At 58.9% G+C, this 18,877-nt stretch carries 17 protein-coding genes; 9 read left to right on the top strand and 8 right to left on the bottom strand.

From position 1 onward, the window contains the following. Positions 1-124 precede the first annotated feature (124 nt). The 5 genes from mnmE (at position 125) to J2Z75_RS11100 (ending at position 5,801) form a co-directional block, all read left to right on the top strand. Complete coding sequence (gene mnmE, locus J2Z75_RS11120) at positions 125-1,450, top strand: tRNA uridine-5-carboxymethylaminomethyl(34) synthesis GTPase MnmE (protein WP_209852241.1); 1,326 nt, start codon at positions 125-127, stop codon at positions 1,448-1,450. Positions 1,451-1,540: 90 nt separating this feature from the next. Next, positions 1,541-3,424, top strand: coding sequence for a tRNA uridine-5-carboxymethylaminomethyl(34) synthesis enzyme MnmG (gene mnmG / locus J2Z75_RS11115; RefSeq protein ID WP_209851940.1), 1,884 nt, complete (start codon positions 1,541-1,543; stop codon positions 3,422-3,424). Next, positions 3,421-4,059: a 16S rRNA (guanine(527)-N(7))-methyltransferase RsmG gene (gene rsmG / locus J2Z75_RS11110; protein ID WP_209851937.1), complete on the top strand. Its 639-nt coding sequence runs from the start codon at positions 3,421-3,423 to the stop codon at positions 4,057-4,059. The genes mnmG and rsmG overlap by 4 nt, the downstream gene beginning before the upstream one ends. A gap of 14 nt (positions 4,060-4,073) precedes the next feature. Then, positions 4,074-4,868 carry a ParA family protein gene (locus tag J2Z75_RS11105; RefSeq protein ID WP_209851934.1) on the top strand — a complete coding sequence of 265 codons (795 nt, stop codon included), beginning with the start codon at positions 4,074-4,076 and terminating at the stop codon, positions 4,866-4,868. Between the two features lie 45 nt (positions 4,869-4,913). Beyond that, positions 4,914-5,801, top strand: coding sequence for a ParB/RepB/Spo0J family partition protein (locus J2Z75_RS11100; RefSeq protein ID WP_209851931.1), 888 nt, complete (start codon positions 4,914-4,916; stop codon positions 5,799-5,801). Between the two features lie 58 nt (positions 5,802-5,859). On the opposite strand, the gene holA is transcribed toward J2Z75_RS11100, so the two are convergent. From holA to leuS, 3 genes are read right to left on the bottom strand one after another with little or no spacing between them, the layout of a single operon-like run. Then, positions 5,860-6,894, bottom strand: a complete 1,035-nt coding sequence (holA, locus tag J2Z75_RS11095; RefSeq protein WP_209851928.1) for a DNA polymerase III subunit delta — start codon at positions 6,892-6,894, stop codon at positions 5,860-5,862. 35 nt (positions 6,895-6,929) lie between these two features. After that, positions 6,930-7,463 (bottom strand): hypothetical protein, encoded by a 534-nt coding sequence (locus J2Z75_RS11090; protein WP_209851925.1) that lies wholly within the window; start codon positions 7,461-7,463, stop codon positions 6,930-6,932. Continuing rightward, complete coding sequence (leuS, locus tag J2Z75_RS11085; protein WP_209851922.1) at positions 7,450-10,080, bottom strand: leucine--tRNA ligase; 2,631 nt, start codon at positions 10,078-10,080, stop codon at positions 7,450-7,452. Before leuS ends, J2Z75_RS11090 begins: the two co-directional genes overlap by 14 nt. Positions 10,081-10,294: 214 nt before the next feature. On the opposite strand from leuS, the gene J2Z75_RS11080 reads away from it, so the two are divergent. Together J2Z75_RS11080 and J2Z75_RS11075 are read left to right on the top strand one after the other, a co-directional pair. Further along, positions 10,295-10,954, top strand: coding sequence for a YggS family pyridoxal phosphate-dependent enzyme (locus J2Z75_RS11080; RefSeq protein WP_209851919.1), 660 nt, complete (start codon positions 10,295-10,297; stop codon positions 10,952-10,954). A 98-nt stretch (positions 10,955-11,052) separates the two neighbouring features. Next, positions 11,053-12,960: a propionyl-CoA synthetase gene (locus J2Z75_RS11075; protein WP_209851916.1), complete on the top strand. Its 1,908-nt coding sequence runs from the start codon at positions 11,053-11,055 to the stop codon at positions 12,958-12,960. A gap of 17 nt (positions 12,961-12,977) precedes the next feature. On the opposite strand, the gene J2Z75_RS11070 is transcribed toward J2Z75_RS11075, so the two are convergent. Further along, complete coding sequence (locus J2Z75_RS11070; RefSeq protein ID WP_209851913.1) at positions 12,978-13,859, bottom strand: LysR substrate-binding domain-containing protein; 882 nt, start codon at positions 13,857-13,859, stop codon at positions 12,978-12,980. Between the two features lie 139 nt (positions 13,860-13,998). Here J2Z75_RS11070 and J2Z75_RS11065 point away from each other — a divergent pair, with 139 nt between their 5' ends. Continuing rightward, positions 13,999-14,385, top strand: a complete 387-nt coding sequence (locus J2Z75_RS11065; RefSeq protein WP_209851911.1) for an ectoine synthase — start codon at positions 13,999-14,001, stop codon at positions 14,383-14,385. 75 nt (positions 14,386-14,460) lie between these two features. Here the strand turns inward: J2Z75_RS11065 and J2Z75_RS11060 are convergent, their stop codons facing one another. Next, positions 14,461-15,159: a DUF1013 domain-containing protein gene (locus J2Z75_RS11060; RefSeq protein ID WP_209851908.1), complete on the bottom strand. Its 699-nt coding sequence runs from the start codon at positions 15,157-15,159 to the stop codon at positions 14,461-14,463. 234 nt (positions 15,160-15,393) lie between these two features. On the opposite strand from J2Z75_RS11060, the gene acs reads away from it, so the two are divergent. Next, entirely contained in the window at positions 15,394-17,349 is a 1,956-nt protein-coding gene (gene acs, locus J2Z75_RS11055; RefSeq protein WP_209851905.1) for an acetate--CoA ligase, read from the top strand. Between the two features lie 56 nt (positions 17,350-17,405). On the opposite strand, the gene J2Z75_RS11050 is transcribed toward acs, so the two are convergent. The 3 genes from J2Z75_RS11050 to J2Z75_RS11040 all read right to left on the bottom strand — a co-directional run bounded on the left by J2Z75_RS11050 (position 17,406) and on the right by J2Z75_RS11040 (position 18,810). Beyond that, positions 17,406-17,615 (bottom strand): YegP family protein, encoded by a 210-nt coding sequence (locus J2Z75_RS11050; RefSeq protein WP_209851903.1) that lies wholly within the window; start codon positions 17,613-17,615, stop codon positions 17,406-17,408. A gap of 457 nt (positions 17,616-18,072) precedes the next feature. Continuing rightward, a complete protein-coding gene (locus J2Z75_RS29205) occupies positions 18,073-18,348 on the bottom strand; it encodes a thermonuclease family protein (RefSeq protein ID WP_234937278.1) in 276 nt (91 codons plus the stop codon). Positions 18,349-18,561: 213 nt separating this feature from the next. Further along, positions 18,562-18,810: a DUF1674 domain-containing protein gene (locus tag J2Z75_RS11040; RefSeq protein ID WP_209852239.1), complete on the bottom strand. Its 249-nt coding sequence runs from the start codon at positions 18,808-18,810 to the stop codon at positions 18,562-18,564. Positions 18,811-18,877 lie beyond the last annotated feature (67 nt).

The raw sequence follows: 18,877 nt of genomic DNA, 5'->3' as shown, positions 1-18,877 counted from the left end.
TTTTGTGTTTTGACCCGATCATCCTTTAGCCGGATTCTGTCGTCGGAATCCCCGACGTGAAGAAGGTGGGAAGCGTATTTCGCGATATTAGAACAGGGGCATCCCGACATTGATCCATCAACCGTTGGCCACGACCGATACCATCTATGCCCTGTCATCTGGCGCTTTGCCGGCAGGCGTTGCGGTCATTCGCGTCAGTGGTCCCCACACGTCTGATGTTCTCACGAAGCTGTGTGGCCTGGTACCGGGACCACGTCACGCTACTCTGCGATCGATTCGCAGTCGAAACGGTGATGTACTGGACCAGGGGCTCGTTCTCTACTTTTCAGGGCCAGCGTCGTTCACGGGTGAAGATTGCGCGGAGTTGCAGGTTCATGGTGGCCGCGCCGTCGTCGATGCCATTCTGGCGGAACTGGCCGCTTTGCCGGGTCTCCGGCATGCCGAGGCCGGCGAATTTTCACGCCGTGCCTTCCACAATGGCAAACTCGATCTCGTGGAGATCGAGGGTCTTGCCGATTTGATTTCCGCCGAGACCGAAATGCAGCGACGGCTTGCACAGGAGCATTCCAGCGGCACGCTTTCGGCGCTCTATCAAGGCTGGGCACGCAGGCTGACGCACGCAAGAGCGATGATCGAGGCCGAACTCGACTTCGCCGATGAGGACGATGTTCCAGGCTCCGTCGCGCAGCGCATCTGGGCTGACATGCGGTTGCTGAGAGCGGAGATTGACGATCACCTGGCCGGCGCCGGGGTGGCGGAGATTATCCGGGACGGCTTGAAGATCGTCATCGCTGGCGAACCGAATGCCGGTAAATCAAGCCTGTTGAACTATCTCGCACGCCGTGACGTTGCGATCGTCACCGATATCGCGGGGACGACGAGAGATGTTCTGTCAGTTGACCTATCATTAGCCGGATTCAGCGTTCGACTGTTCGACACTGCCGGTCTCCGTGAAACCGAGGACCGGGTCGAACTGGAGGGCATACGTCGCGCCCATATGACGATCGATCAAGCAGATGTGATTCTTCTTCTCGCGGATAGGCCGGACGGCTTTGCAGCCATGCAGCAATATGGGCGATCAAAGCCGGTCATTCGTATCGGCACCAAGATTGATCAAAACCCTCTTTTGTGGGATAAGGCCGCTGTTGACGTACTGATCTCGACGGTCACCGGCGTGGGCATTGACCGACTTGTGGAAGACCTGACGCGGTTTCTGCCCGATCTGTCCGGGCAGACCGCATTGTCTTTGCCGACGCGGAAGAGACATGTGAGCTGTTTGCAGCAGGCAAGCGCGGCGGTCGATATGAGTTTGGCGCAATCTAATTGTGGACTTGATATTCAGGCTGAGTATCTTCGGCAGGCCGGAGATGCGCTCGGTCGCATAACCGGGCGTGTCGATGTCGAGGATTTGCTTGACGTCATCTTTTCAGAATTCTGTATCGGCAAATGAGATGTAGCCGTTGTACAACGTTGGCGAGTCTTGTTGGATGTTTCACGTGAAACGATTCGCCTTGAAATGCCGTAATGGAGACGGCTTCATATGTTCGACTATGATGTCATTGTCATTGGCGGTGGACACGCTGGATGCGAGGCTGCGGGTGCAGCAGCGCGTTTGGGCGCGAAAACCGCACTGGTGACGCACAAGCGGGATACGATTGGGGTCATGTCCTGCAATCCTGCGATCGGCGGCCTCGGAAAGGGCCATCTCGTTCGCGAAATCGATGCGATGGACGGATTGATGGGGCGGGTTGCTGATGCGGCGGGCATCCAGTTCCGCCTCCTGAACCGGCGCAAAGGCCCCGCTGTCCGTGGCCCCCGGACCCAGGCCGATCGAAAACTTTACCGACAGGCCATGCAAGCCGAAATTCAGGCCATCAAGGGCCTTGATGTGATTGAAGGCGATGCATTCGATTTACAGCTGCAAGGCGGCCGTTTGAGCGGAATTATTCTTGCCGATGGACGAGTTATATCCTGTGGCGCAGTCGTTCTGACGACTGGAACCTTTCTGCGCGGGCTCATTCATATCGGCAATCGAAAGATTCCAGCCGGGCGTGTCGGGGAAGACCCGTCGCTTGGATTGTCGGGGACACTGGAGCGTTTCGGGCTACGTCTTGGCCGTCTGAAGACGGGAACGCCGGCTCGCCTGGATGGGAAGACCATCGACTGGCAATCTGTCGGCCGGCAGGGTGCGGATGAAGATCCCGTGCCGTTTTCCTTCATGACGGACCGCATCGTCAACAGGCAGATCGAATGCGGTGTTACACGAACCACGGATGCGACGCATAAGATCATCTCCGACAATTTGAACAAGTCGGCGATGTATTCGGGGCAGATCGAGGGTGTTGGCCCGCGCTATTGCCCGTCCATCGAAGACAAGATTGTCAAGTTCGGCGAGCGGGACGGTCATCAGATATTTCTGGAGCCGGAAGGACTGGATGACGATACGGTTTACCCGAACGGGATTTCCACGTCGCTACCGGAGGATGTCCAGCAGGCTTTCATCAGAACCATCCCGGGCCTGGAAAATGTTTCCATCCTGCAGCCAGGCTATGCCATCGAGTATGACCATGTTGATCCACGCGAGCTCTCGGCCTCGCTCGAAGCACGGAAGATTCCGGGATTGTTTCTTGCCGGTCAAATCAACGGTACGACCGGTTACGAAGAAGCGGGCGCTCAGGGTCTTGTTGCGGGCTTGAACGCCGCCCTCCTTTGCGCTGGCAGCGCCTCGCATGAATTCAGCCGCACAAACTCCTACATCGGCGTGATGATCGATGATCTGACATCTCGCGGCGTAGCGGAGCCCTATCGGATGTTTACGTCCCGCGCGGAATATCGTCTATCCCTGCGCGCCGACAATGCAGATGTTCGATTGACGCCTGAAGCGATCTCGCTCGGATGCGTATCCGGGGATCGCGCGTCCAGGTTTACCAGATGGGTCAGTGACATCAATTCAAACCGGGAGATGTTGAAGTCCTTGACCGTGACGCCGACCGAAGGACGTACGCATGGTCTGAAGTTGAACCTGGATGGTCAACGTCGATCGGCATTTGAACTGCTGTCTTATGCCGAACATACCATACAGTCGCTAAGTTCCGTATGGCCAGAACTGGCAGCGATGGATAGCAAACTGGCCGAAGCGCTGGAGATCGACGCGACATATGCGGTCTATATGGATCGGCAGGCGGCGGATATCGCCGGTGTTCAGCGCGAGGAAAGTCGTGTTATTCCAGATGGATTGGATTTTGATTCGTTGTCCGGCCTTTCGAATGAACTGAAGCTGAAGCTGAACGCTGCGAGACCACGCAATCTGGCTCAAGCTATGAAAGTGGATGGGATCACGCCCTCAGCCATATCCCTTATTCTTGCGCACATTCGTAAGGCCGACCACACTTCGGTAGAGTATTCGAAACAGGCGATTCAATGATTGCGAGTCCTTCCAATGCACTGAACGGAGTGCGTGTTTCACGTGAAACGTCCGAGAGGCTTGAACTCTTCGCCGCTCTTTTCCAAAAATGGGCCAAGTCAATCAATCTTGTTGCGCCCTCGACGCTCTCCGATCTATGGCAGCGCCATATCGCTGATAGCGCGCAGATTTTTCAACTGTTTCCGGGCCCGAAACGATGGGTGGATCTTGGCAGCGGCGGTGGATTTCCCGGTATTATTACAGCGATTTTTCTGGCCGAACTGGGGGATGGTTGGGTGCACCTCGTGGAAAGCAACAACAAGAAAGCTGCCTTCCTGCGCGTGGCCCTGAATGAAACCGGTGCGCGCGGGTCTGTACATCCGATTCGCATCGAGGAATCAGTCACCGTTGTACCTGAATGCGATGCAATTTCGGCCCGGGCGCTGGCGGATCTGCCGTTACTTCTCGACTATTGCGCGTCCTGGATGACGGCAGCCAACAAACCGCGGGCTTTTTTCCATAAAGGCCGGGATTATCAGCAGGAAGTCGACAAAGCCGTTGGCCGCTTTCAATTTGATCTGGTAAAACATCGGAGCGTCGTCGAGCCGGACTCCGTGGTTCTCGAAATCGCAAATCTTTCGCGGAAAATTCAATAACGGCGGAATGCGGCATGACAGGCGAAAAAAACCGGATCATCACGATTGCAAACCAAAAAGGCGGAGTGGGAAAGACCACGACGGCTATAAATCTTGCAACCGCTTTGGCCGCCATCGGCGAGAAGGTTTTGATCATTGACCTGGATCCGCAGGGCAATGCCAGCACGGGTCTCGGCATCCAGAGGCGCGATCGCAAGCTGTCTTCCTACGACTTGATGATCGGCTCGCACAATATCGCTGATATTGTCCAGAATACCGTTGTTCCCAACCTGTCGATCATCCCGTCGACAATGGACCTGCTGGGCCTGGAGATGGAGATCTCTCGCGATAGTGACCGAGTGTTCCGGCTTCGCAAGGCTCTCGCCTCCCCCGAGGCACTGGCCTATTCCTACGTCCTCGTCGACTGCCCGCCTTCATTCAATCTCCTGACGATGAACGCCATGGCCGCCGCACATTCGGTGCTGGTCCCGCTGCAGTGCGAGTTTTTTGCACTTGAAGGTCTCAGCCAGTTGCTGGAGACCGTCGATCAGGTCCGGCGGACCGTTAATCCGACATTGGATATTCAAGGCATCGTGCTGACAATGTTCGATTCCCGGAACAATCTGGCGCAGCAGGTAGTCAACGACGTTCGGACCCATCTTGGGGAAAAAGTGTATCATACGCTGATACCGCGTAATGTGCGGGTATCGGAAGCGCCGTCCTATGGAAAACCGGCAATTCTGTATGACCTGAAGTGTGCCGGCAGCCAGGCCTATCTTCAATTGGCATCCGAGGTGATCCAGCGCGAAAGGCTGCGGAAGGCAGCCTGAGCGGCAATCGATTCGACATCGTAACGATAAGTGTGAGTACAGGCGATGAATGACGACAATTCGAGACGAAGACTCGGCCGCGGCCTCGCGGCGCTGATTGGTGAGATGGACCAGCCTCTGCAGTCGAGCGGTCCCGTTGCTCCTGTCAACGCCGACCGACGTATTCCGATCGAGTTCGTCGCCCGCAACCCGCGCAACCCGCGACGGACATTCGACGAGGCCGAACTCCAGGACCTGGCAAGTTCCATTCGCCAGCACGGCATCGTACAACCGGTTGTCGTTCGCACCATCGCAGACGAACGTTACGAGATTATTGCAGGTGAGCGCCGCTGGCGCGCGGCCCAGCTGGCGGGATTTACCGATATCCCGGTCATCGTTCGCGATGTGGACGATCGCACGGCGCTGGAGATCGCGATCGTTGAAAACGTTCAACGATCGGATCTCAATCCGCTCGAGGAAGCGATGGGTTATGATCAGTTGATCGCCGAACATGGCTACACACAGAACGATCTCGGCGAGATCATTGGCAAGAGCCGCAGTCACGTCGCCAACAGTCTGCGCTTGCTGAAGCTGCCGGAGCCGGTCCGTGACATGCTTTCGTCCGGCACCCTGTCGGCCGGCCATGCACGCGCCTTGATCCCGACGTCCGATCCCGTGTCGCTGGCCCGTTCGATCATCGCCAAGGGCCTGTCGGTGCGCGATACGGAGCGCCTGGCCCAGAACGATATTCGTGCCCAGAATGACCCGAACTACGGCAAGCCCTCCCCCAAGGAGGAAAAGGATGCCGACACGCTGGCGCTTGAGCGCACGCTTTCCGATAGCCTGGGGCTCGATGTGACGGTCAATCACAAGGTATCCGGCGGGCAGCTGCGGATTTCCTACAAGACTCTCGATCAGCTGGAAGAGATCTGCCGTCTGCTCGAGCGTCGCTGATACCGATTCGGACTCGAAACAAATCTAGAAAATATAACGATATCAGATAGATAAATATCTATCGACGCGCCGATTGAAGGGTGATCGCCAACAGGGTCTGCATGGCGATGCTGTCTTCCAGGCTTTGCCGCGACCGGCTCTGGAAGATTGCCGTCTGCAGGCGTCCGAGTTCGCGCCGGATTGCCGGAAGCGTCCAGGTTTTCAACGCAGCTTCGATCAGCGGCTTGCGGCGGAAGTGCAGGTGGCGGCCCAGCGTGGCCACGACCTGGGTCGGTTGCTGCCGCTTGTCGTCCATTTCAGCCCGCATCACGTCCAGCAGCTGGAACTGCTTCAGGCAGGCCTGAAGCACGAGAAAGATCGCGGTCTTCGAGGCTGTTATCTTGCGGATGGCATGCTGCAAACCGTCGGCGTCGCCCTTGAGCACGGCATCGATCGCATCATCCACCGAAACCGCGCTGGCGTCGCCGACGATTTCCAGCACATGTTCCTCCTCGATCAAGGCCATGCCCCGGCAATAAAGTGCCAGCTTGCGGATCTCGTTGCGGGACGCGATCCTGTCGCCGCCCAAAGCCTCGTTCAGCCGCTCCCGCGCGGCGGGCGAAATGCGCAGGCCTGCCTGGCCGAGCTCCTGATCGATGAGACCGTTCAGTGCCCGCGCGTCGTCGCCGTAGCAGGCGATGGAGGTCACCGACCGGCTGGTTTCGCCGATCTTGCGGATACCGGTTCCCTTTTTCAGATCGCCGGCTTCGATGATAACGTAGCTGGCTTCCGGAGGTGCTTGGGAAAGGACGTTAAGGCTGTCGACAAGCGTTTTCTCGGTCCCGGATGCGCGTATCCAGACCAGTTTTTCGCCGCCGAAGAGGCCGATCGTGTTGACTTCATCCAGAAGACGGCCTGGGCTTTGCTGCAGGTCGGATCCATCGAGCTTGATCAGCGAAAAGGGATCGTCCAGAGCGACGCCGCTTTTTTCGGCGATCTGGACGGCGCGCTCGGAAACAAGGCCGCGATCCGGTCCGTAGATCAGAAAGATGCGGTGATCCCTCAGCGGACGCTGAAGGAACGACTCGAATTCATGCGATTTGATTTCGGTCATTCCGCAACCTCATGCCCACCCGATCCAGGGATTGATCAGCGGCCGAGCGCCGCTGCGATATCGGCGCGGATGATTTCGGCCAGTTCCTTGGCGGCGCGCTTTTCGCCGTCCTTGATGGCGCGAACCTTGGCGAATTCCTGTTCCGGAAAATCGACCAGCGCGACGGCGGTGCGATTGCCGGAGCGAACCGTTTCACCCGTGCCGACGCGCGTCAGATTGTAGTCCGCCATGACGACGATCCGGCCGGCTCCGGCTGTATCGGTATTGTCGTCGCTGGAATTCTGATCGTAGAGGACGCCCTTGACCTGGCTCGTCACGTTCAGCGCCAGTTTGTACTGCGCATTGGCCGGCTCCCCGGCGCCGCCGGATGTCAGGAAGATGAGGGCATTGCGGACTTCCTGCTCCACGCGGTCGTCGGCTTCCGAAATCTCGATCGACGCGAGAGCCGTGGCGGTTTTTCCCTGCGGACCCTCTGAATAGAGCGGCTTGACCTGGCAACCCGCGAGGACGGCGAGCGCGCCGAGAGCCAAAAGCTGCGCGTATCTTTGGGCTTTTTCAGACAACGACATTCACGATCCTCTGCGGCACGACGATGATCTTCTTCGGGCTTTGTCCGTTCAATGCGGTCTTGACGGGCTCGAGCGCCAGGACGGCGCTCTCGATCGTAGTCTGATCCGCATCGCGCGCAATTGTCAAATCGGCGCGCTTCTTGCCGTTGATCTGCACCGGCATGGTTACTTCGTTCTCGGCGACGAGCGCCTCGCTGTAAACCGGCCATGGCGTCTGTGCGACCAGCGCGGTGCCGCCGATCTCCTGCCAGCATTGTTCGGCCAGGTGCGGCATCATCGGCGCAACCAGGCTGATCAGGATCGACACGGCATCCTTGACGGCCGCGGTGGTCGCCTGATCGGCGGTTCCGGAAGCAACCTGCGTCAGCGGGCCGGCAAGCGCATTGACGAGCTCATAGAGCCGCGCCACGGCCTTGTTGAAGGCCAGCTTGTCGTAATCCGCCTGTACGGCTTTCAGCGTCTTGTGGGCGAGCTGCGAGATCGCCAGTGCCGAGCCGCCGGAAGCAGGCCGTGCTTCGATTGCCTTCAGCGCATCGGAGGCTTCGGAAATCAGCCGCCACAGGCGCTGGACGAACCGGTGCGCGCCTTCGACGCCGGCTTCCGACCAGATCACGTCACGATCCGGCGGCGAATCGGAGAGAACGAAGAAGCGGGCGGTATCGGCACCGTAGGACGCGATGATGTCGTCGGGATCGACGACGTTCTTCTTCGACTTCGACATTTTCTCGATCGAACCGATGGCAATCGGCTCACCGGTTTCGATCAGGCTTGCCTGCCGCTTGCCGTCTGTCTCGACGATGATGATCTCGGCCGGCGTCACCCATTCGCGCTGGGCGCCTTCGCCGCGGCTATAGGTCTCGTGCACGACCATGCCCTGCGTGAACAGCCCCTTGAAGGGTTCGTCGAGGCCGGCATGGCCGGTGGCTTTCATTGCCCGGGTAAAGAACCGCGAATAGAGCAGGTGCAGGATCGCATGCTCGATGCCGCCGATATATTGGTCGACCGGCAGCCAGTGATTGACGGCAGCCGGATTTGTCGGCGTTTTCTCCCAGGGCGCGGTGAAGCGGGCGAAATACCAGGAGGAATCGACAAAGGTGTCCATGGTGTCGGTTTCACGCCGGGCGTCCTTGCCGCATTGCGGGCAGGAAACGTGGCGCCAGGTCGGATGACGATCCAACGGATTGCCCGGCTTGTCGAAGGTCACGTCATCCGGCAGCTTGACTGGCAGATCGGCCTTCGGTACCGGAACGACGCCGCAATCATCGCAATGGATGACCGGGATCGGGCAGCCCCAGTAGCGCTGGCGGGAAATACCCCAGTCGCGTAGGCGGAAATTGACCTTGCGCTCGGCCTGCGGCGCATTGCCGATCGAGGCCTGCTCCAGCGTTGAAGCCACCTTTTCGAAGGCTTCTTCGATCGAAAGACCGTTGAGGAAACGTGAATTGATCATCACGCCGTCGCCGACATAGGCTTCATCGCCAATCGCAAAGCTGGCGGCGTCGCCGTCTTTCGGCATGACGACGGCAACGACCGGCAGGTCATACTTGCGGGCGAAATCGAGGTCGCGCTGGTCGCCGGACGGGCAGCCGAAGATCGCGCCCGTGCCGTAGTCCATCAGGACGAAATTGGCGACGTAAACAGGCAGTTCCCAGCTCGGATCAAGCGGATGCTTGACCCGGATACCGGTATCTATGCCCTTCTTCTCTGCGGTTTCCAACGCTGCCAGAGACGTACCGGCGCGGCGGGTTTCCTCGCAGAAGGTTTCGATGTCCGGATTGCCGGCGGCGGCCTGCCGGGCCAATGGGTGATCGGCGGCAATCGCCAGGAACGACGCGCCAAACAGCGTGTCCGGCCGGGTCGTATAGACGGCGACCTCGCTGGTGTCGGTTGCACCCGTGCCCGGGACGATTTCCCAGCGGATGGTCAGCCCTTCGGAGCGTCCGATCCAGTTCTTCTGCATCAGCCGGACCTTTTCCGGCCACTGGTCCAGCGTGTCGAGCGAATCAAGCAGATCCTGGTTGAAATCGGTGATGCGGAAGAACCACTGCGTCAGTTCGCGCTGTTCGACCAGCGCGCCCGAACGCCAGCCGCGCCCATCGATCACCTGTTCGTTGGCCAGAACCGTGTTATCGACCGGATCCCAATTGACCTTCGACTGCTTGCGGTAGACCAGCCCCTTTTCCAGGAAATCAACGAACAGGTGCTGCTGGTGCTGGTAGTACTCGACATCGCAGGTGGCGAATTCGCGCGACCAGTCGAGCGACAGGCCCATGACCTTCAGCTGCGCCTTCATCGAGGCGATGTTCTGATAGGTCCAGGCGGCCGGGTGCACGCCGCGCTCCATGGCGGCGTTTTCTGCCGGCATGCCGAAGGCGTCCCAGCCCATTGGATGCAGCACGTTGTAGCCACGCGCCCGCTTGTAGCGGGCAACCACGTCGCCCATGGCATAGTTGCGAACATGGCCCATGTGGATGCGGCCCGATGGGTAGGGGAACATTTCGAGCACGTAGTATTTTTCGCGCGGATCGTCATTGTCTGTGGTGAAGACGTTCTTCTGGTCCCATTCCTGTTGCCAGCGGGGTTCAGCATCGCGCGGATTGTAACGTTCGGTAGCCATATGATCGATGTTCCGGAAGTTTGGGCTGGGGGAAATCAGCCCCTGCAATATTTGGCGTGACCTTCACCATGAAACAAGCGTAGCGTCAAGTTTTCGAAGGCTTTGCGGCACAAAGTTTGGAGCATTCGCAATGCTTTTGCCATTTTCCGCTTGGCAGTCACTCCCTGTTTGACTATTGCGCGAAAAAGGCAGGAAATTGATGGAGATGACGGCGATGAGCGTTGAAGAACAGTTGGGCGATGTCCTGAGCCGGATTCGTGAGGGTGAGGCTGCGGCGGGTCGCCATGACGGTTCCGTTTCGCTGGTGGCTGTCTCCAAGACATTCGACGCCGAGGCGATCCGTCCTGCCATCGCTGCCGGGCAGCGGATATTCGGGGAAAACCGGGTGCAGGAGGCTCTGGGCAAGTGGCCCGAGCTGAAGGCGGAAACCGCCGGTATCGAGCTTCACCTGATCGGTCCCCTTCAATCCAACAAGGCGGCCGATGCCGTGGCGCTGTTCGACGTTATCGAGACGATCGACCGTGAAAAGATCGCGCGAGCCGTCGCTGCTGAAATAACCCGGCAGGCCAAGCCGGTTCGTCTCTATGTGCAGGTCAACACCGGTCTCGAGCCGCAAAAGGCGGGCATCGCGCCGGATGACACGATCGCGTTCGTCAACCTTTGCCGCGAAACGATCGGCATTCCCGTCGAAGGCCTGATGTGCATTCCGCCGGCGGACGAAAATCCCGGCCCGCATTTCGCCCTGCTTGCCAAGCTCGCTGAACGGTGCGGACTGACAAAACTCTCGATGGGCATGTCCGGCGATTTCGAGACCGCTGTGCAGTTCGGCGCAACGAGCGTGCGCGTTGGTTCGGCGATCTTCGGAACCCGCTGACCGTCTAGCGCTTTGGTCTGGCTTCTCCGCGCTGCTGCAATCTCCTATGGTTCCATTCGGAGGCCGGTTCGTCCGGTATGGGAGTGGAGGAGACGGTTATGGCGAGCAGCTATTCCGAAGTCTATGGCGCGTGGAAACAGGCCCCGGAGGCCTTCTGGGCCGAAGCGGCAAGCGAGATTGACTGGTTTCAGCCATTCGATCGGGTTTTCGATCCGCAGATGGGTGTCTATGGCCGCTGGTTTCCGGGTGGCGTCACCAATACCTGCTTCAACTGCCTCGATCGTCAGGTTGCCGCAGGCCGCGCCGATCAGAATGCCCTGATCTATGACAGCCCGGTCACCGGCACGGTCGAACATTGGACATATGGCGCCATGCTCGATGAAGTCGGGGCGCTCGCGGCCGTCTATCGCGATCTGGGTATCGGCAAGGGCGACCGGATCATCATCTATATGCCGATGATCCCGCAGGCTGTCTTTGCCATGCTGGCGGCTGCGCGGCTCGGGGCCGTGCACTCCGTCGTCTTCGGCGGCTTCGCGGCAAGCGAGCTTGCAACGCGGATAACGGACAGCGCGGCAAAGCTGGTGGTGTCGGCAAGCTGCGGCATCGAGCCCGGCCGGACCATTGCCTATAAACCGTTGCTTGATGCGGCCATCGAGATGAGCCAGCACAAGCCGGCTCATTGCCTCGTTTTCCAGCGGGAGATGCTGAAGGCGGATCTGCAGGCCGGCCGGGACATCGATTTCGCTGTCGCCGTCTCCTCGGCTAAAGAACGAGGCGTTGACGTCTCCTGCACGCCGGTTCTGGCCACCGATCCGCTCTATATCCTCTACACCTCCGGAACGACCGGCCAGCCGAAGGGGGTCGTGCGCGACAATGGCGGTCACATGGTCGCGCTTCAATGGTCGATGCAGCATTTTTTCGGCATCAAGCCAGGTGAGGTCTTCTGGGCGGCTTCCGATATCGGCTGGGTTGTCGGTCACTGTTATATCGTCTACGGACCGCTCCTGAACGGCAGCACGGCGATCCTCTACGAGGGAAAGCCGGTCGGGACGCCGGATGCCGGAGCCTACTGGCGCGTGATCGAGCAGCATGGCGTGACCACGCTGTTTACGGCACCGACAGCCTTTCGCGCCATCCGCAAGGAGGATCCGCAGGGTGAGTTGATCCGCCGCCATGATCTCTCGGCGTTCAGGGCTCTTTTCCTGGCCGGCGAGCGCGCCGATCCGGATACGGTTGCCTGGGCGGAAGCAAAGCTCGCGGTTCCGGTGATTGACAACTGGTGGCAGACGGAAACGGGCTGGCCGGTTGCCGGCAATCCGATCGGGCTTGGCCTTCTGCCCGTAAAATACGGCTCGGCGGCAGTGCCGCTGCCCGGATATGACGTCCAGGTTCTTGATGACGCCGGCCACCCCGTCGAATCCGGAACGCTGGGCAACGTCGTCATCAAGCTTCCGATGCCCCCGGGGTGCCTACCGACGTTCTGGGATGCGGATGAGCGGTTTCGCGAGGCCTGCCTTGCCGAATTTCCCGGCTACTATCGCACTGCGGACGCCGGCTATATCGACGAGGATGGCTACATCTTCATCATGTCGCGTACCGACGATATCATCAATGTTGCAGGGCATCGCCTTTCCACCGGCTCGATGGAGGAAATCTGCGCCAGTCATGCCGACGTGGCCGAATGCGCGGTGATTGGCATCGCTGACCCCATCAAGGGTCAGATTCCCGCCGGTTTCCTGGTCATCAATGCCAATGTTTCCCGTGAAACAGCGGATATCGAGAGAGAAGTCATTGGTCTCGTTCGCGATCGGATCGGACCCGTCGCGGCGTTCAAGACGGCGATCTGCGTCAAACGCCTGCCAAAGACGCGTTCGGGGAAAATCCTGCGTGGCACCATGCAGAAGATCGCCGATCGCGAGACCTGGAAGATGCCGGCGACGATCGACGATCCGGCGGTGCTGGAGGAGATTGCCGCGGCGCTGCAAGCACGCGGTATCGGGATATAGCCGGACGGGAACTGTCTTTAGCCGGAGTCCTTTGGAGATTGCGCGACGGCTGAAAACCAGTCGCGGAATGTAAGCACAGGCAAAGTTGCCGGTTTGGCCGTGACCAGGAAATAGCCTTCATCAACAAGCGTTTCGATCTCGGAGAGAATGATCAGGTCGCCGCTATCAATTTCGCGGCGGAAAACCTCGGTGGGACAAAGGGCTATCCCGTGGCCTGCGATAACCGCGGTCGCCAGCAGGTTGAAGTCCTGGAAAACCGGTCCGCGCAAAGGTCCGTCCGGCTGCAGGCCCGCCTTCCGGCACCAGTTCAGCCATCGGTCCGGTGTTTCGTCGTGCAGCAGATCGGCGGTCGCGATTTCGTGCGGCGTCTGCGGCCTGCCTTGCCGTCCCAGATAACTCGGGCTGGCAACGGGGCGGTTGGCGCGGGAAAACAGCCTCGTGCATTCCCTTCCCTCGCCCCGATCTTCCCCGAGCGTGACCAGCACATCGCAATCCGCTTCGCGAAAACGCTGCTCGGCCATCGCATAGACGACCCGGACATTAAGGTCCGGATTGGCCTTGAGAAAATCCGGAAGTGCCGGAATGAGCCATCGCGTCGCGATCGAGGCGATGCAGGCGACGGTGAGTTCGCCGGTCGCCGCCATGCGAAAGGCGCGCGTCTCGGCTTCGATGCGCGTCAGCGACACCGAAAGCGTCTGCGCCAGCGCTAGAGCGTCGGGCACCAGGCGCACGCTGCGCTTCTCCCGCAGAAACAGCGGCCGTCCGAACCACTCTTCCAGCAGCCGGATCTGATGGCTGACTGCGGCATGCGTGACATGCAGTTCGTCGGCCGCGCGTGAAAAGCTGTTGAGGCGCGCGGCGGCCTCGAAGACCCGCAGCGCGCTGAGCGAGGGCAGCATAGGCAAGTTTTCCTCATTAAAACGACGAGAAAGCATCATTTGTCGCGAGCATAAAAGCAAGAGATACAGGCTATCAGAAGGGAAATTCCTTCCCTGTCAGATTTCAATGTCAAATTTTTCTTGAGGAAAGGTGCCGCCGATGTTCGTCCGCAATCTGAAGCAGGTTGAGGAAACCAGCCATTACGTCGAATGGGGAAGCGGCACCAGCCACCGCTTGCTGACCGAGCGCGACGGCATGGGTTTCACGGTCTGCCACACCATCGTGCGGGCCAACACCACATCGCTGCTCGAATACCGCAACCATCTCGAGGCGTGCTATTGCATCGCCGGCACCGGAGAGGTCGAGGACATGGCCGGCAATGTCTTTCCGATCGCGCCGGGCGATATTTACGTGCTCGACAAGAACGACAAGCACTATCTGCGCGGTGGGCGTGACGAGGATCTGATCCTGGTCAGCATCTTCAACCCGCCGCTCAAGGGCACGGAACGACACCGGCTGGATGGCAGCGAGGGGTCAGCCTACTGATTTCTCAAAAAGCAGGGCACAAAAAAACCCGGATCGATCGATCCGGGTTTCTCCGTTCGGAACATTGCGTTCCAATCAATACTGGTCGTCGTCCTCGTCCTTGCGGTCGGACTTGAGCGACTTGAGCTTGGCGAAAACGGCGTCGGCGTCCATTTCCTTCTCTTCTTCCCGCTCGTAGGAGAATGGCAGCTTTTCGGTTTCCTTGGATGCTTCAAGCGTCGCGCCGAGTTCGGCGGCGGTCGGCAGCGGCCGGCCCTTGGAAGCGCGTTCGACTTCAAGGTCGAGATCGATCTGCGTGCAGAGACCGAGCGTGACTGGGTCCATCGCCGTCAAGTTGGTCGAATTCCAGTGGGTGCGCTCGCGGATCTGCTCGATCGTCGACTTGGTGGTGCCGACGAGACGCGAGATCTGGGCATCCTTCAGTTCCGCATGGTTGCGCACCAGCCAGAGGATGGCGTTCGGGCGGTCCTGCCGTTTGGAAACCGGGGTATAGCGTGGGCCTTTGCGCTTGCTGTCCGGCACGCGCACCTTCGGTTCGGAAAGTTTCAGCTTATGGTTCGGATTGCCTTCGGCGCGGGCGATTTCGTCGCGCGACAGCTGGCCGGTGGCGATCGGGTCGAGGCCCTTGATGCCCTGCGCCGATTCACCGTCGGCGATCGCCTTGACTTCGAGCGGATGCAGCTTGCAGAACGTGGCGATCTGTTCGAACGACAGGGCGGTGTTGTCAACAAGCCATACGGCCGTCGCTTTGGGCATAAGCAGTTGTTGAGCCATGGATATAGTCCTTCTGTCCGTCCGCGCCGGTGTCGCGGGCCGTGGGGTGTAACCACTCAATTTCCGGGAAATTAGCGCCTCTATACCCTCGTCGTCTCAGAAATGCAATTCTTCTTCGAGAAATGACCTTTTGTCTAATGGACGCCGTGTCTTGACCTGATATGTATGCGGCCGAAGCGGGTGCACACGGGGAGTTGTGTCGCCTGAAACTGCCTTTGCAGGGAGGAAATTCGAATGTCCGTGAAAACCTATCCGGTGCTGAAACCGGCCAAGCAACGCGCGCTGATCGACAACGCGACCTATCAGAAATGGTACAAGCAGAGCGTCGCGGATCCGGAGGCCTTCTGGGGCGAACATGGCAAGCGCATCGACTGGTTCACACCCTATACCAAGGTCAAGAACACCTCCTTCGAAGGCAAGGTATCGATCAAATGGTTCGAGGATGGTGTCACCAACGTCTCCTACAATTGCATTGACCGGCATCTGGAAAAGCGCGCCGATCAGGTGGCGATCATCTGGGAAGGCGACAATCCCTATGACGACAAGAAGATCACCTATCGCGAGCTCCACGAGCATGTCTGCCGCCTCGCCAATGTGCTGAAGGCAAACGGCGTCAAGAAGGGTGACCGCGTCACCATCTATATGCCGATGATCCCGGAAGCGGCCTATGCGATGCTCGCCTGCTCTCGCATTGGCGCCGTCCATTCCATCGTTTTCGGCGGCTTTTCGCCGGACGCACTCGCCGGCCGTATCGTCGATTGTGAATCGACCTTCGTTATCACGTCGGATGAAGGCCTGCGCGGCGGCAAGCCGATCCCGCTGAAAGCCAATACAGACCAGGCAATCGAAATCGCCAAGCGCGGCGGTGTCGAGGTCAAGTCCGTTGTCGTCGTCCGCCGCACCGGCGGCAAGATCGCCTGGTTTGCCGAGCGCGACATCTGGTACCATCAGGCTGTCGCCGAGGTGAAAGCGGATTGTCCGCCGGCCAAGATGAAGGCGGAGGATCCGCTGTTCATCCTCTATACGTCCGGCTCGACCGGCAAGCCGAAAGGTGTGCTGCACACGACGGGCGGATACCTCGTTTATGCCTCGATGACGCATCAATATGTCTTCGACTATCATGACGGTGATATCTACTGGTGCACCGCCGATGTCGGCTGGGTCACGGGCCATTCCTATATCGTCTACGGACCACTCGCCAATGGCGCGACGACGCTGATGTTCGAGGGCGTGCCGACCTATCCGGATGCCGGCCGTCTCTGGGATGTCGTCGACAAGCACAAGGTCAACATCTTCTACACGGCGCCGACGGCGATCCGCGCGCTGATGGGACAGGGCGATGCCTTCGTCACCCGCTCGTCGCGCAAATCGCTGCGCACGCTCGGTTCCGTTGGCGAACCGATCAACCCGGAAGCCTGGGAATGGTACTATCACATCGTCGGCGAAGACCGCTGCCCGGTTGTCGACACCTGGTGGCAGACGGAAACCGGCGGCATCCTGATCACCCCCCTGCCCGGCGCCACCGCCCTGAAGCCGGGCTCGGCCACCCGTCCGTTCTTCGGCGTGCAGCCGCAATTGGTCGATGCGGAAGGCAAGCTTCTGGAGGGTGCCGCCGACGGCAATCTCTGCATCGTTGACAGCTGGCCGGGCCAGATGCGCACGGTCTATGGCGACCACGAGCGGTTCATCCAGACCTATTTCGCCACCTACAAGGGCAAATATTTCACCGGCGACGGCTGCCGCCGCGACGAAGACGGCTATTACTGGATCACCGGCCGCGTCGATGACGTGTTGAACGTCTCCGGCCACCGCATGGGCACAGCGGAAGTCGAATCGGCGCTGGTCAGCCATGATTCGGTCTCCGAAGCCGCCGTCGTCGGTTATCCTCACGATATCAAGGGGCAGGGTATCTACAGCTACGTGACGCTGATGGTCGGACAGACCGGCTCGGATGAGCTTCGCAAGGAACTGATCGCCCATGTCCGCAAGGAAATCGGCGCCATCGCCTCCCCCGACAAGATCCAGTTCGCTCCGGGCCTGCCGAAAACCCGATCCGGCAAGATCATGCGCCGTATCCTGCGCAAGATCGCCGAGGACGATTTCGGCTCGCTCGGCGACACCTCGACGCTTGCCGATCCGGCTGTCGTCGACGACCTGATCGCGAATAGGCAGAACAGGAAAAGTAGCTAACTTCGCTCGAAGCTAGCTAAAAAGTAGGGCCGAAGCATAGCTCCGGCCCTACCATTTTATGCAGCATTAACGAGGCTCTCAGGAAGCCAAACAGGACTATCCTTTGATGCTTTCATAATATCAATACCGCGCTGGCAATCAGCGCGTTTGATATATCCCTCGCTGCTAACCGCGATTGTTTCGCCGTTCGACGCTTCGTACGTCCAACGCCATTCATTGCGGCCATCCTTGTACATCCAGTACGAGGGAAAAGTGCGAGATGCCATGCTATGTTCCTTTGTCACAAGAAACGTCAGGCTTGACCACGGCAGAAATTTCTGACTCAATACAAACGTAACAGACTCCGTGTCCCGCGCCTGACGCAAGTAAGGCGGGATACAAACTTCGAAACCGTCACTTTCCTTCGCCGGGGGTGGCGGTTTCTTTGTTTGCCCTTCAATTACTGTGAGGACTCCCCAAAAGAGTCAACACCTATGTCTTAACCATCTCGGAACAAACGTGAACATCCTCATAATAAATGTTTATTTTCAGATACTTAAATGAATAATGCGCCTGTTGATGGTTTGGCGCACAAACCACAATATGTAGTATGAAGTAACTAAATAGAGATTTGCGGATGTGTTTTTGATTCGGTGACTGAGTCGCTGCTTAAAAGATGTAGCTGAGGCAAAGTTGGCGATTCGTTGACGATTGCAGATCAATCAAAACCTCTCGGAGAAAAAACTACCAAGAAGCCACGCAGCTCTTGCGACCGCCGTCATAGGGCTGACATAACCCCCGCCGACAGCATTTCCTGAGCCGGATTCCGTCCATCGGAAAGGCTGATATCGGCCTGCCGAAATACTTGTCGCCGGAAATGTGCATCAGCTCGATTTCGCGTTGATCGCTGGTCAGGCTGGTAAGCGCCGCGCGTGCCTGCTGGCCGGCATTCCGCTTTGCTGCGCAAGAAGATTTCAGCTCCGGCACATCGATCCCGCGCAGCCGCACATAGACTTCCATGGCCTGGCTGCGACCAGGATCATATCTCCATCGATGACACGGATGATTTCGGCGCTCACCGGCCCGGCGATTTCCAATCGCTTGCCGGATTCCGACGCCTGGGCATCAACAGCCAGGAATGGCGTCGTCAACACCGAAATGAGAAACTGGAAAGTGCGAAACATCACGTATAAAAGAATAAACCGCTCGCGCAAAAAAACAGGAATTATTTCCTTAGAAATCAATTGCCCGGCCGTTAATCTCCCAATCGCCGAACCTCGCCGGTTCCGCGCCGCCGCGGCCGCCCAGTTCTTCCGGTAGGTTGAGAGGCGGCTGCGCTTTCCGCCGCTCTTCGGCTTCCGCCAATGCGCGCTGCGCCGCCGGGGAGAGGGGCTTGCGCGGCTCAACCGGCAGATTGTCGTTGTCGTTCTGCATGCAAATTTCCGCGAAAAAGTTGAAGAAAGCGCCTGATCTCCCCATCATATAGGAAACCTGCGTGCAAACGAAACCGTGATTCACGTGAAACGTTGGCAAATTATGGAGATTGACC

The sequence above is a fragment of the Rhizobium herbae genome (assembly GCF_017873135.1).
GTDB lineage: Bacteria > Pseudomonadota > Alphaproteobacteria > Rhizobiales > Rhizobiaceae > Pararhizobium > Pararhizobium herbae.
This window is presented reverse-complemented; position numbering and strand designations above follow the sequence as displayed.

Excerpts from the sequence above, each read along its gene's own strand:
- mnmG (WP_209851940.1), top strand. The coding sequence starts at position 1,541 with ATGTTCGACTATGATGTCATTGTCATTGGCGGTGGACACGCTGGATGC.
- rsmG (WP_209851937.1), top strand. The coding sequence starts at position 3,421 with ATGATTGCGAGTCCTTCCAATGCACTGAACGGAGTGCGTGTTTCACGT.
- J2Z75_RS11105 (WP_209851934.1), top strand. The coding sequence starts at position 4,074 with ATGACAGGCGAAAAAAACCGGATCATCACGATTGCAAACCAAAAAGGC.
- J2Z75_RS11100 (WP_209851931.1), top strand. The coding sequence starts at position 4,914 with ATGAATGACGACAATTCGAGACGAAGACTCGGCCGCGGCCTCGCGGCG.
- holA (WP_209851928.1), bottom strand. The coding sequence starts at position 6,894 with ATGACCGAAATCAAATCGCATGAATTCGAGTCGTTCCTTCAGCGTCCG.
- J2Z75_RS11090 (WP_209851925.1), bottom strand. The coding sequence starts at position 7,463 with ATGTCGTTGTCTGAAAAAGCCCAAAGATACGCGCAGCTTTTGGCTCTC.
- leuS (WP_209851922.1), bottom strand. The coding sequence starts at position 10,080 with ATGGCTACCGAACGTTACAATCCGCGCGATGCTGAACCCCGCTGGCAA.
- J2Z75_RS11080 (WP_209851919.1), top strand. The coding sequence starts at position 10,295 with ATGAGCGTTGAAGAACAGTTGGGCGATGTCCTGAGCCGGATTCGTGAG.
- J2Z75_RS11075 (WP_209851916.1), top strand. The coding sequence starts at position 11,053 with ATGGCGAGCAGCTATTCCGAAGTCTATGGCGCGTGGAAACAGGCCCCG.
- J2Z75_RS11070 (WP_209851913.1), bottom strand. The coding sequence starts at position 13,859 with ATGCTGCCCTCGCTCAGCGCGCTGCGGGTCTTCGAGGCCGCCGCGCGC.
- J2Z75_RS11065 (WP_209851911.1), top strand. The coding sequence starts at position 13,999 with ATGTTCGTCCGCAATCTGAAGCAGGTTGAGGAAACCAGCCATTACGTC.
- J2Z75_RS11060 (WP_209851908.1), bottom strand. The coding sequence starts at position 15,159 with ATGGCTCAACAACTGCTTATGCCCAAAGCGACGGCCGTATGGCTTGTT.
- acs (WP_209851905.1), top strand. The coding sequence starts at position 15,394 with ATGTCCGTGAAAACCTATCCGGTGCTGAAACCGGCCAAGCAACGCGCG.
- J2Z75_RS11050 (WP_209851903.1), bottom strand. The coding sequence starts at position 17,615 with ATGGCATCTCGCACTTTTCCCTCGTACTGGATGTACAAGGATGGCCGC.
- J2Z75_RS29205 (WP_234937278.1), bottom strand. The coding sequence starts at position 18,348 with ATGGAAGTCTATGTGCGGCTGCGCGGGATCGATGTGCCGGAGCTGAAA.
- J2Z75_RS11040 (WP_209852239.1), bottom strand. The coding sequence starts at position 18,810 with ATGATGGGGAGATCAGGCGCTTTCTTCAACTTTTTCGCGGAAATTTGC.